The 12,609-nt window shown below is 47.8% G+C and carries 12 protein-coding genes; 5 read left to right on the forward strand and 7 right to left on the reverse strand.

Annotated elements, in window-relative coordinates; translation table 11 throughout:
* Nucleotides 1–257: 257 nt before the first annotated feature.
* Nucleotides 258–2,528, reverse strand: a complete 2,271-nt coding sequence (locus ACZ445_RS17960) for a hypothetical protein (RefSeq protein WP_464707379.1) — start codon at nucleotides 2,526–2,528, stop codon at nucleotides 258–260.
* A 388-nt stretch (nucleotides 2,529–2,916) separates the two neighbouring features.
* On the opposite strand from ACZ445_RS17960, the gene ACZ445_RS17965 reads away from it, so the two are divergent.
* The 3 genes from ACZ445_RS17965 (at nucleotide 2,917) to ACZ445_RS17975 (ending at nucleotide 6,015) form a co-directional block, all read left to right on the forward strand.
* Complete coding sequence (locus ACZ445_RS17965) at nucleotides 2,917–3,912, forward strand: HNH endonuclease (protein WP_464707380.1); 996 nt, start codon at nucleotides 2,917–2,919, stop codon at nucleotides 3,910–3,912.
* Between the two features lie 138 nt (nucleotides 3,913–4,050).
* Nucleotides 4,051–5,118: a hypothetical protein gene (locus ACZ445_RS17970; protein WP_464707381.1), complete on the forward strand. Its 1,068-nt coding sequence runs from the start codon at nucleotides 4,051–4,053 to the stop codon at nucleotides 5,116–5,118.
* Nucleotides 5,119–5,121: 3 nt separating this feature from the next.
* Entirely contained in the window at nucleotides 5,122–6,015 is an 894-nt protein-coding gene (locus ACZ445_RS17975; protein ID WP_464707382.1) for a hypothetical protein, read from the forward strand.
* A gap of 1 nt (nucleotide 6,016) precedes the next feature.
* Here ACZ445_RS17975 and ACZ445_RS17980 read toward each other — a convergent pair whose 3' ends face one another.
* Nucleotides 6,017–6,955, reverse strand: a complete 939-nt coding sequence (locus tag ACZ445_RS17980; RefSeq protein ID WP_464707383.1) for a DNA cytosine methyltransferase — start codon at nucleotides 6,953–6,955, stop codon at nucleotides 6,017–6,019.
* Between the two features lie 205 nt (nucleotides 6,956–7,160).
* On the reverse strand, nucleotides 7,161–7,955 hold the full coding sequence (locus ACZ445_RS17985; RefSeq protein WP_464707384.1) for a DNA adenine methylase: 795 nt from the start codon (nucleotides 7,953–7,955) through the stop codon (nucleotides 7,161–7,163).
* A 20-nt stretch (nucleotides 7,956–7,975) separates the two neighbouring features.
* Between ACZ445_RS17985 and ACZ445_RS17990 the strand changes: the two genes are divergently transcribed.
* The gene (locus ACZ445_RS17990; protein ID WP_464707385.1) at nucleotides 7,976–8,683 is read left to right on the forward strand and encodes a hypothetical protein; all 708 of its coding nucleotides are present in this window, start codon (nucleotides 7,976–7,978) and stop codon (nucleotides 8,681–8,683) included.
* Here ACZ445_RS17990 and ACZ445_RS17995 read toward each other — a convergent pair whose 3' ends face one another.
* The 3 genes from ACZ445_RS17995 to ACZ445_RS18005 are packed head-to-tail and all read right to left on the reverse strand — an operon-like array spanning nucleotide 8,684 to nucleotide 10,019.
* The gene (locus tag ACZ445_RS17995) at nucleotides 8,684–9,202 is read right to left on the reverse strand and encodes a lysis system i-spanin subunit Rz (RefSeq protein WP_464708629.1); all 519 of its coding nucleotides are present in this window, start codon (nucleotides 9,200–9,202) and stop codon (nucleotides 8,684–8,686) included.
* A gap of 2 nt (nucleotides 9,203–9,204) precedes the next feature.
* Nucleotides 9,205–9,513: a ubiquitination-like system serine protease family protein gene (locus ACZ445_RS18000; RefSeq protein WP_464707386.1), complete on the reverse strand. Its 309-nt coding sequence runs from the start codon at nucleotides 9,511–9,513 to the stop codon at nucleotides 9,205–9,207.
* The gene (locus ACZ445_RS18005; RefSeq protein WP_464707387.1) at nucleotides 9,510–10,019 is read right to left on the reverse strand and encodes a glycoside hydrolase family 24 protein; all 510 of its coding nucleotides are present in this window, start codon (nucleotides 10,017–10,019) and stop codon (nucleotides 9,510–9,512) included. The genes ACZ445_RS18000 and ACZ445_RS18005 overlap by 4 nt, the downstream gene beginning before the upstream one ends.
* A 190-nt stretch (nucleotides 10,020–10,209) precedes the next feature.
* Between ACZ445_RS18005 and ACZ445_RS18010 the strand changes: the two genes are divergently transcribed.
* Nucleotides 10,210–10,392, forward strand: coding sequence for a hypothetical protein (locus tag ACZ445_RS18010; protein WP_464707388.1), 183 nt, complete (start codon nucleotides 10,210–10,212; stop codon nucleotides 10,390–10,392).
* Between the two features lie 157 nt (nucleotides 10,393–10,549).
* Here the strand turns inward: ACZ445_RS18010 and ACZ445_RS18015 are convergent, their stop codons facing one another.
* Nucleotides 10,550–12,607, reverse strand: a complete 2,058-nt coding sequence (locus tag ACZ445_RS18015; RefSeq protein ID WP_464707389.1) for an SGNH/GDSL hydrolase family protein — start codon at nucleotides 12,605–12,607, stop codon at nucleotides 10,550–10,552.
* Nucleotides 12,608–12,609: the final 2 nt, after the last annotated feature.

Here is a 12,609-nt window from a genome sequence, read left to right on the forward strand (position 1 = left end):
GAACCCTGGAGACGCTATTAACGTCCGCCGGTTTTCAAGACCGATATGCAAATTCATGCAGAGCGCGGGTTTGACAACAGTCAGCGTTCCATTACTCGACATCGTCTACCAAGCCACAGGCCGCATTTTACAATGGGTAAACTCAAGGTTTAGGAACTCTTTTAGCTCCTCCCATGCCCCGCCAAACGAACTCGTCGACCAGGTCAACTAAATCATCCTGCTGATACCGAGAGGAGCAGACCCCACCTGATTAGTGGTTACTCATTAGAAAGCAGCTCAACCTCTCCACTTTTGAAGTTAAATGAATAATTACTTGCAACCCTTGATAGATTTGCACGCTTCTTTAACAACAAGTAAAAATTGTGTCGGGCCCGCTGTTCCAACCCATTATTCATCACGACCGTTGACAACTTTGAAAAAATAACAGGAACCACAACCAATAACAACGCACAAGACTTCTTCTGAAAGTCCCCTAGCAAATCAAACGACCAGTAATTTATGAGCGCAGCAAATATAAATCCTAGCGCGGCACAGGTGCGCGACAATAATTTCCCATGACGTTTTGCGCCATCAACACTCTCAACTAACAAATCTTTAAGGTCATTGAGTTCACGCCTTGCACTTTCAGCTTCCTGACTTGCTAATCGCTCAGATAAAATATTTAAATCACCGTCCTTCTCATTCAATACGCATTCTAAGTCTTTGAGTCTGTCCTGATTTGACGCTACCTGCTCCTTGAACAATAACGCATCTGCTTCCTTCTCTTGTTCAACCGCCATTTTCAAGGCGAGTACACGCTCAATTTCTGCTTGATGCTCTTTATCAAGCTTTTCTCTTTCTAACTGAAAATCAGCGCTCAAGCTAAGAGTCATCTCTGCTTCAAAATCTATAAAAGCCTGTTCAGCATCCGCCAAATCATATATTGCACGAGACTCATCTAAAAGAAATATAGCTCTATGCTGTGATGATCTTGCGCTGGTCATCATTTCTACAAACGCACCTGCCCGCTGCTCGCTTGCATCATGAAGAAAAGTCGTAACCTTAGAAAGTAAAGCATGATTTGGCTCCAGCGCCGAAGCACAATTAGCAAGAAGTTTTTTATGAGTTAGCTCCTTTGCAGTAGTACCACCATACAAAACAAACATAAGCCCAGCCAGGTATCTATCCGTAACAGCAGGCGGAACGTAATTCTCTTTGTAACCAATGTTATTTATGGCAAACTCAAAAGATGCAGAAGCAACCCGCTTATTCTCGGTAACAAATATATGCTGACATTCATGAAAGTAACTCCTAGAGTTAATTTTCCCCGCTCTCAACCTCAAAACACCACCTACAGCATGCGCGTCTCTTTCGCGAGCGTGGAATGCGTACTGGCCTAAGGCGTGAGTAAGCTCACTCATAAGCTCATCGTTAAAATATGACGGACTTTTAGGAGTGGGTATTATCATGATTTGCTTTCGCCGGAGAACGCCTTCAAGGTCTGACAATATACCTTGCGCATAAGCCTTAAAAGTCGGTCCTTGCATCCGACGATGAGTAGCGCGCCGAGTACCACTCCCATCTTGATTCAACGCAGCTCTTAGGTTGTCTCTGACTTCATCTACGTGATCTTTAAATATATATAGGCTAGCGCCTTTTGCACGTAAACTTTCTATCAGCATAGAAGTATACTGAGAGGTTTTCTCCTCATTTAGATCCAAATAAGACATAGCTAAAGGTCCGTCCAAATACAATCTTAGAGCAGACAAGGTTATTGAACTATTAGGCTCGCGAAGATTTAATATATACTCTGCAAGTATAGCGCCGCTTGCTATATTAATAAGCTGTTTGAATACATCTTGATTATTAACACTAGTATGCAATATGTATGAAGCACAGATAATTTTCATCTGGTCCAGCTGTTTTTGCAGACTGGGCTCGGAAACTTGCAATCCTACATCTTGCAATCCCTCTTCATCCTCCTCTTTTTCAATAGGTGCCTTTTCACGCAACTGCAATATATTTTTATTATCTTTTACAGGCTGCCCTGGACGTATCAATCTTGTCTGGAAGTCAGAAGTCACAATTTGATTAAAGAAGTGCTTTCTTAAAATCTCTTCTGGCACATCAATTTTTGACTTATCAATAATTTCATTTGAAAAGCCTATGAATTCTTCAAGAATCTGTTGAATATCTTCTTCAGTTGTAGCGGAAGACTCATTTGCTAACGATTTCGCATAGGTATAAATAGATCCAGCTTTAACCTCGCTGGTTTTCAGAAGTACCCCCGCTTTTTCCATTCTTGGAACCAATTCGTCTAACGCCCAAGGATGAACGTCAACACCATATAGTCGCTTCAATTCGCCGCTCAAATAATCCCTATCGAAATATTTCCCAGCCTTTTCTTTCGCTATAGGAGTTACAAGGGGAATAAGGCCACTCAAAATATCGTCCTGAGCCCCAGACTGAGCAAGGTATGCATATGCAATGAGAGGACGTTCATAATCCAATTTCATTTTCTGAGCCTCAACCTTAACGCCGCTTTGCATGAAAATCCTTTGATTAAACTTTTCTCATAATGCAAGAGGCCTCGTCAGCATAACCTCTTACGAGCATCTTCCTTGAAAGCTAGCAGTTCCACGTACGGGCAAACGGTTCGCCAAGGTGGTGAGGTGCAACCATAATGCATAACACAATCAAAATGCCACTACCTGCGAGTCTCTGTTCCCCCGAGCTACCAGAAAAAAACTCGTCGACGATGATTGACAATTATGCAAGCGAACTGTAGAGAGCAAATCCAGAAAGATGCTTCTCACAAGGTTGAGGTGATTCACAGTGGCTGATCACGGAGTCATGCAGACAGCATTTCGATACCCGTCGCCCACACTGCAACCCCTATGAATCAGCCCTCCCATTACCTTTTATGTGCGACTAAATATGAATCTAACGCCTCTGCAGATCAGCGCCCATTCAGCGTTGCTGGCATGGTTTGAGCAACACACCGGCCAAGTACTTACCTGGAAACAGCTGCAAAAAGCTCCGAGCATTGTCGCAATATCGGCTAAAGGGATCTACAAACCCAAGGAGCTCAAGTATGCGCTGTCGATTAGTCAGCGGCTGGATAGCCCCTATAGCGATCAAACGCCTGTCTATCAAGAGAACGGAAGCTGGCACTATACATATGCCCAAGAGGAAACTCCCCGTGGTGACTCTGCTAGGCTGTTTACCAATCAAGGGCTTAAAAAATGCATGGAGGACGGAGTGCCTGTAGCTGTCCTTGTGCAGACCTCGAAAAAACCTAAAGTGACTGCCTATCGGGTGTTAGGTTTGGCCAAGGTTATCTCATGGGAGAACGGCTTTTTTTCTCTCGAGAGCACCACGCTGACGGAAGCAGGCATCAGTTCGAACCCATTTGTCGTCGACTCATCCAGCTACTCGCCAAAAGGAGTCGAGGATAGCCGCGAACGCATACTCAGGGAACTTACTAAGCGTCAGGGGCAGGGAGCGTTTCGAAGTGGACTGCTTACCGCTTATGATGGGCGCTGCGCCGTTACTGGCTCCGCAGTTAAGCCGGTGCTGGAAGCAGCGCATGTCACCCCTTTTCTAGGGCCAAAGACTAACCATATTAGTAACGGTCTTCTACTGCGTAGCGACCTACACACCCTATGGGACAGGGGCTTGATCTATCTCCACGATGACCTCACGCTACAAGTAAATCCGATCCTGGAAACCTCTGAGTATTCCGATCTCGCGGGCAAGAAAATTAGGGAAAGAACGAGTGGTGCTCCAGGTCTGTCTATAGACGCAATTCGAGCACATCGAGAATGGTGCTGCAGAAAGCTTGAACCGGAGATGATCGCCCCGAAGGACGCTGATTTCAGCGAACACGCCAAAAATGATCAATTTTCACCTCAATCCATCAGGAACGAGTAGTTTTTACCCTGACTCGGGAGTGAGCTTTGCGAAGATGGGTGCTACCTTAGGACCCCGTCGCACAAAATGAAGCTTGCGTCCGGTAGTCTAGGCTCCACGTGAAGGTAACGATAAATGCCACTTACAGCGAATTGATAAATGTCTAAATTTGCAGACCTCCCGCTAAGCGACCTTCATTTCGATCCTGAAAACCCTCGACTTCCTAATAACTTGAAGCATAAGGGTGACGAAGACGTCATCCGTTACCTACTGCTCGAATGCAACCTGATTGAGTTAATGCTATCAATAGGTGAGCACGGCTTTTTTGCTGGGGAGCCATTGCTGGTCGTACCAAGACCCGAAGGTGGGTGGACGGTTGTAGAAGGCAACAGGCGTCTCGGGGCGCTTAAACTGTTGCAACCTAATATTATTCCACCGGTGAAGCCATCTCAGGTTAATGAAGCTCGCCAGATAACGGATAATGCGCCAACTACAATTTCAACCTTACAGTTTGATGACCGAAACGAAATCCTTAGTTACTTGGGTTATCGACATATTACAGGTATCAAAGAGTGGGATGCCTTAGCAAAGGCAAGATATCTTAGACAGCTACGTACCCGCCACGGCGCAGACCACTCGGAGGCTCATAAAGCACTAGCAAAAGAAATTGGTAGTAAGGCTGCATACGTCGCAAAACTCTTAACAGGGTTAACTTTGGTAGAAAGAGCACGTGACAGCGGCCTACTATCCAATATAAAGCTAGAAGAAGACGACATTCAATTCTCGCTTCTCACCACGGGTATTGGCTACAAGAACATATGCGAGTTTATTGGAATTGCCTCAGCATCAGACGTTGATGCAAAAAACCTTAAAGAACAAGAGTTCAGCGAGTTTTTCACATGGGTATTTGATAAATCCAGAGGCTCAACAACTCTTGGCGAATCTCGTAATTTAGAAAAGCTCGCTCGCGTAGTACATGATGATAAAGCGCTAAACGAATTGCGCCGAGGAGTCTCGCTTGAAATGGCAGACCTCTATACAAGCGGCCCTCTCGAAGCTCTGCGTAATCTTCTTCGTGAGACAGAGGAACGAGTTGAAAGTGCGTTGAGCACCCTTAGCGTTGCGGACGGTATTAGTAGCTCGGATGTTGAGCAAGCGGGAAGAATTAAAAAAGCCTCCACGGCTCTTCATGCGGCACTACACGGCCTTTTGAATCCTATCGAGTAGCCCATGATAAATTTGAATAAGCCGAGAGATTCAGACATTCATACGCTTGCCGACTTCGCGGAACTTTTGTGCCTGTTGACTCAAGACCGTATTTGCTCAAGAGAGACTATAGCTGATCAAATTAAAGACGTCGGCGACTCAAAAATTAGTGACTCCGCTTTAGACGACTGTTTCAGCCATCTTGAATGGAGAGCAAAAAGTTTCGAAGGATTTTATCCTTTCTCTATCGATAAAAGCTCAAAAACCTTTTCGGCACCAGAAGAGCTTGATCATAGCTTCCACCTGTACACCCTGCTTTTGCTATGCGCAAACCTCCCGTTTTTAGATGACCGAAGCACTATTACTGATGCTTTCGAACGTATCGCACTTATTGCGCTTGAAAGAAGTTGGCCATCGAACTCGAGCATTCTGCCCTTCGGCAAAAACGAAACGACTTACACTGGCAAAAAATCAGAGAGAATCAATAAGCTTGCAACCGATATCGGTGGTTTTGGGCTTTGTAATGACGATACGTTTAGAGGCAGAGACAGCGGCGATGGAGGAATTGATCTTGTTGCTTGGATGGGACTTGACGAATATGAAGCCAGAAACATACCGTCAGCGTTAGGCCAATGCGCTTGTTCAAGGACTGATTGGGTAAGCAAACAAACAGAGATCTCTCGTGATCGCTTGAACATGATGATTCATCCTACCCATCCCTGGATGCAGCTAATATTTATCCCTCACTGCTTTAGAAACAATCACGGCGGATGGGCTGTAGACGGTGAAATAGCGGCCACTATAATTTACGACAGATTACGGATTATAAAAAAAATAGGAGGAGATCTAGACTGGAAAATCATATCACCTCCTAAATTGTTTTTTGAGTTCCTTGAAAAGCGACTAGAACTTGTTTAAATCACCAAATATCTGGCAATGCCCTAGCCACTCTCTCAAAAAGTGGCGGGGGGACAGCGTTCCCTACTACAGTATATCGCTGCATCTGTGAACCATTTTTTGACTCAGGAAAAATCAAGTCGCCGAATCCTTGTATTCGAGCCGCCTCTCTATAACTGAATCGACGCGCAGGCAAATCGCTTTCAAACTTCCAGACATTATGCTCCAGCTTAATCATCGCCGGACTCATCGGATGCAAAGGCATATGTCTGGGATTAGCCACGATAGTGCGAGACGTCTCATCCCACCCATTACGCCTGTCTCTAGATAGGTAATACCAATGAAAGTCTAGGTCGTAAAACTCTCCTACCGGCCACTCAGGCATATCACCAATTGCATCGCGAATTGAAACCTTTGCAGCTCCCCCCTCAACACCATGGGTTGGAGAGGGAAAGACATAATCAATACCAAAATCTTCCCGTACACCTACTATGAATATCCTTTTACGCTCCTGAGCAACTCCAAATTCAGCAGCATTTAAAATCTCCGCATTGACTCTGTAACCAAGCTCGCTAAAGATTTTTAGCTGATCATCTAATAAATGGCGGAAATTCTTACGAAACATACCAGAGACGTTTTCTACAATAAAAGCCTTCGGCTTAATCACTTTCAACGCCCGTGCAAACTCTAAATATAGCGTATTAATTTTTCTATCTGGATTTCTCAACCCTCCTTGACTGAAGCCTTGGCACGGGTAACACCCGACAAGAAGATCAGCATCAGGAAAGTGTTCGATAGTAGAGACACTAGCTCTTACATAATCCGTCTCAGGGTGATTCGCTAAATAAACCTCACGAGCATAGTGAAGAATGTCGTTAGCCATGAGGACTTCGAATCCCGCACGTAGAACCCCTGCATCAGATCCACCACACCCTGAAAATAACGAGACAGCTGTTGGCATTTTTACCCCCGGTTAACCGCGCGCATTATACAGACATACGCCCAGGTTGCGGCTACGTTTGCTCGAGACATCCTAGCTCATTCGGCCCACGAAACAGGGCCATGATGATGGATTTCTGGCTAGCTGCTGCCGATTAAGGCATAGATACGAGAATCTCTCGTAAGCTCACCCACCTCCAACGCCGATGAAACGCAGCTCTCCGACATCAAAACAACCTCCCCAGCACGACTGGCTCCCAGTTCATGATCACTAATTCCCCGCTGACCTCGGCTCTGCCATGCCGCTGGTTAGACGTGCTGTAGTGGATGTCGACAGTCTCGAAGTAAAGACCTTCAAACACGCGCCGAATGTCTGGGTGGTCATTGATGCTGACCATCACCTTACCTTTACACCTTCGCATAAAGTCGGCCATACGCTCGTAATTCTCAAATGGAAAATCTACCCCATAGCCAGCGGTCCCCCAGTAAGGAGGATCCATGTAGTGGAAGGTATGCGCACGGTCATATCGTTCAGCGCAGTCAAGCCAAGGGAGGTTTTCGACGTAAGTTCCGGACAGTCGCTGCCAAGCGGCCGAGAGGTTTTCCTCTATCCGTAGCAGGTTGATGGCCGGGCCAGTGGTCGCGGTTCCAAACGTCTGGCCCGTCACCTTGCCGGCAAAGGCATGATGCTGCAGGTAAAAGAACCGAGCGGCGCGTTGGATGTCGGTGAGGGTTTCAGGACGAGTCATTTTCTGCCACTCGAACACCTGGCGGGAACTGAGCGCCCATTTGAACTGGCGCACGAATTCTTCTAGGTGGTTCTGCACAACACGGTACAGCGTCACCAGGTCGCCGTTTATGTCGTTAAGGACTTCAACGGGGGCGGCCTGAGGACGCATGAAATAGAGTGCGGCGCCTCCGGCGAAGACTTCGACGTAGCACTCGTGAGGTGGGAACAGCGGAATTAGGCGATCGGCCAGGCGGCGTTTGCCGCCCATCCAAGGGATGATAGGTATAGACATGGGAGCAAGACCTTTACTGTATGAATAAACAGGTGCTAGGCTCACCTTGCTTTGTGCACAAGGCAGGAGCCACGGCCGGACTTGCAGGATTGGTCTGCGGGTTTGGAGGGCCGGACGTGATGTTGGCGCATCCGTCCGGCTCGCTCCTTTTAACGATATCAATTCATCGTGTGCCCTCAAGGAACATGCCAATGAACAAAAAGCCCAGCAGTTTCAAAAAGGACACAGTTGCATTAATAAGTAAACTTCCTAGTGAATGGGTCTTAGCATTTCTACTGGGAACACTGCCAATTTTACTTTTCAGTTCCACCCAAAAAGATGTTGATGATATAGTTCAAGGATTGCTTGCTATCGGCCCGCTTATTGAATACTCCGCCTATCTCGCTGGCCCTTACGCCTTCGTTTTCCTAATTAAATATTTAATACGATTCAGCTCTGACAAAAGTATAGAAACCTTTAACTTTATCCATAAAATTATCGCAGAGATAGGAACTGGCTTTCTTACTATCACGAGAACAGGTTTAGGGGCAGTTTTTGGAGTTTTAGTATTAGGACTGATCACCGAGATTATTTCAATCAACAACAAACAGCTCTTATCAATGACCGTCATGATACTTTCTCTAACCCTCGCTAATTGCGCACTCGCCCTAGGGAAAGATACCCTAATTGAACATACCAACAGACCATCTTTAAAAAACGCTATTAAGCTGAGTCCCAAACTAAAATAATCATTGATGGGGTTGCTGAATTATCGTCAACACGTAAGCTTGGCAAGCTTTGAGCGCAATCAGTCCTTGATCGCCGGCATCGGTGATCCCGATAATTCGTTGAGAATGCGCTGGGTCAAGTTGGGCTCGATGGGCTCCATGAACCACGACGCCGGCGCCGGGGGTGGCAGGCACGTTGCAGTCACTGGCTGAGTCCGTGGCGTCGATAAGGACTGACAGCCGTACATCAGCAGTAGCAAGGCGGTCACGCAATAGAGCCTGATTACGTTTGGCATCGGACAGTTCTCGGATGTGCTGTTGATCGGAGACGGCGAGTTGTTGCTCTGTGGCCAGGCGCTTGTCTTGGTCGGCTTGCTGCTGGCGGAGCGCGGCCTGAGTCAGATTGTTTAGATCGTCAACCTGCAGCGCGATCTGACTCGCGAGCTGCCCTGCGTAACGCCAGGCTTGCACCTGCCAGGCCGCGCCGAACGAAATGATCATCGCGATCAGCAAGACTGCCAGTTTTTGTGATGTGGTCAGCATTACTCATCCTCCCAATCCAGTAGGTCGACGGTCTGCCCTGCCAGATGGTGTGTGCAGTCCTGGAGAAACTGGACGCGACCACCGGTCACGAATGAATGGCAAACCCTCGGACCGTCCGACCAGGTATATCGGACCAAAATGCTCGACGTGAAAGTCGGCGCCTCCACATTGCCGTTCCAGCCCCAGCGTGGCCCCGCTCCGTTCCCATGCGAAACGCTATGGGCGATGCAGCAACCATGGCACAAAAAATACAGACGATCTTCTTCGGCCTGCGCCAAGCATCGGGACACTTTTCTTAATGCCGTCATTGCAGCACTCCACCCGCCAGGCGGTACTGCTGGATCAGATCGTCAAGGTGGTGTTCACGCTGGCCATACCCTGCACCAGGCAGGCTTGCCCAAATATTCCGACACTTTGCGATTGCGGTTTCGAGCCGTCCCGCATGCACGTCCGGTAGCGCTCGGCATTCACGGATGTGCTGCAGAGCCAGTAGGTCTTGACTGATCGGGCTGAAATCAGGCAAGGCCAACAGTGTTCGGTAATACGGCCAGTCCTTGAGCATTTGCTGGTACCGACCCGAGGCATTTGAGGTCAGGCCCTTGCTGTTGATGACTTTCGACGTACGCCCTTTTGCGAAAGGATGATCACTGAAGTCCTTGAAGATCTCGGGTTTCCTGTCGACTCCGGTGACAATGACGTCGTAGCCATCCAATACAGTGATCGGCGATCTACTGGTCCCCTCAGACCAAGCGAGCATGTCGAGAAAGGCGAGTGCGTTACAACTGCCCGCCTGAGCAACTGAAAGTTGTGACATTTTCCTAACTCCAAAAATCGCAACGCGGCTAGTTTCAGGGAAGTTATACAAACTGCAATATATAAACTTATACCTCCCAACCATCTAATCTGGAACTTCAAAAAATAAGGTTATTATTTGTCAAACTCCAAATTATAGCTCTTTGATATCATCCACCGAAAACTTTAGCATTAACATGAAGGACAGTTGCATGAGCACTCACCCCGTAGAAAACCCGAAAAAAAAAGGTTGGTTGTGGGCGTATCGAAAAGTGAGAGGTTTTGGATTTTCTAGAACTGCAGCTTTTTACCGAGCCACCCGCTATACCGTCTTCGGTGATTCTGGAAGAATTGAATCCAAGTCGAGATGGGAAAAGTATCGCCTCAAAAAGTGACACACGCTTATAAGCCACGCGCACTTTACCGCCATGGAAGGCAACATTTAGCCAATCACTTAAACCATCAACATCGACTTTTTAATAACACTTCAAAAACCACGCACCTCTAATATTTAATCAGTAGCTATAAACTTATTTAACGCTTTAAACTCCGTTAGCGACTATTAATAAATTTCCCCATTTGGCTGCCGAGGATGTCAGCCCCGAGCTGATTTGGATGAAGGTTGTCAGCCGTGTAGACGGACAAATTGTAGCTATTGATACCGCACAGACCTCCTATGTCTAAGCATGGAATGCCCATTTCCCGACATACGTCCATCATGGCCTTGCCAATGGCCTGGATACTCAGACCGTAGCTGTTCAATGTTGGCGGTACTGGCTCCGAGCCAAACTGTCCGCGATTGGTTGGAGTGAAGAAGAACAGCTGAACCGTAGGCTTTATGGTCAGGATCTTATCGATCAAATACCGAACGTTGCCATGAATGGAGATCGTTTCCTTCGGATCAGCCAGGGTGCCCAATGGACAGTTGCCGTGGCCGTAGTCATTCGTGCCACCCCAGGTGGTCACCACATCAATCCCGTCCAAATCACCGGCCGCCAAGTTATCCGCCATCGTACGCAACAGCTGGCCGCTAACTCCCAGATTTTTAGTTTGCTGCAACCCAGTAACCTCACACAACTTCGCCGCGTACAAATTCAGCTGAGTGAACGAGTCCCCTAATGCGCACCATTTCTTCCCCCAAAACGGTGGGAGTATATTGGTCACACGTGTTAGCGATAACGAAGAATGATAGGGCTCATACCTGATAGGCAAGTCGGCGCCCTTGGTAAACATGATCTTCTCCGGTGAAGCACTGTTGGAGGAGATACGTATGTAAGCGGCATCTGCAGGCGCGGTCATGCTGTTCAAGTTCACTATTCCGGCCAAGAAACGCTTGTCGGCGTCATACCATGCCCCTGTCACACCTTGTGTACTGAACTGCGGCTGGGGCATGACGTTGATGGTTGATGACTTTGTTGTTGATCGGTAAGTCGCCCCGTCATTAGCAACGGGAATAAAACCGGTCGCCCACCAGCCTTCAACGTTAACCTCTAAGCCATTTGTCGAACTAATATTTTTCCCGATTATCCGTGCTCTGTAATCAAACAAATTAGAGGGTGTGTCGATAAAAGAGGCATGTCGCTCAGTCACATAATCCAATTGAGGTGACAACCCGGCGACTATGGCAGACCCCGTCTCAACAAGCGTTTTCGATAACAGGTCTTTACCGATGTACAGCCCCGCCTCGCTGCTATTACCGTTCATCTCCAGCCGGTATGGAACGTACTGACCAGGAAGCGCATCTGCAGCAACGATTGCCGTGATAGGACCTGCCCAGTTAAAGCTTACCCGCAGGTATGCAGCTCCAGCCGGAGCACTCACGCTGTTGGCACCTCCAGCGCCAGAAATAAACGCTTTAGCGGCGGTATAAAAGGCATAAGCCATATTCGCTGCTGCAGGGACAGCAGCAAGAGAGAACTTATACGTTGCGCCAGCTGCCACTGGGATGTACTCGCTACGATACCAAGACCCACCCGGCGCCGTATCTCCCCCAGTTGTCGTATTGAAGGATCCACCTGCAACCTGCGTGGCGTTGTTGTAAAGGTTTTTGCCGACTTGGATACTGAGTGACTTAACCGGAGGCTCGATACTTGCCACCCGGGATGTCACACCACTCACGGCCGCTGCGCTTGGGTAGCGCTTGACCTCAATCGCAACCCCGGAACTGTTCTGGTACAGAATCAAATATTCATTGTTATCGGCGGTTGGCACACTGAAGTATCTCCCCGACACCGTACCTGCTAAACCGAGCGCCGTAGTCGCAAAGATTCCTGCAGATAGCTGAGCTTGACTACTCGCAATTTCAGCCCGATCTGCAGCCTCAACCACCACATTTAAAATGTCCTCGGGATCAGTCGTTACGATGTCCTTCAGCAAAGGCGCAACATACCCTCCGTAACCAATCGATACGTCAATCCTTCGTTCTTTTGCATAAAAAAACACCCGTGCGCTCGCATCCGCATGAGTCGGATTGGCAAGTGGGACAGTCGCCTCTGCGTCGCTAAACAACGCCGTAAGGATTGAGGTACCACTGCTGTAGACGTGAACGGTGGCTCCAGGCAGCAATACGCCGTCCTCAGCCCTTGCGGCAAAGAATTGAATAGGTTGCATGA

The sequence above is a fragment of the Pseudomonas allii genome (assembly GCF_055380095.1).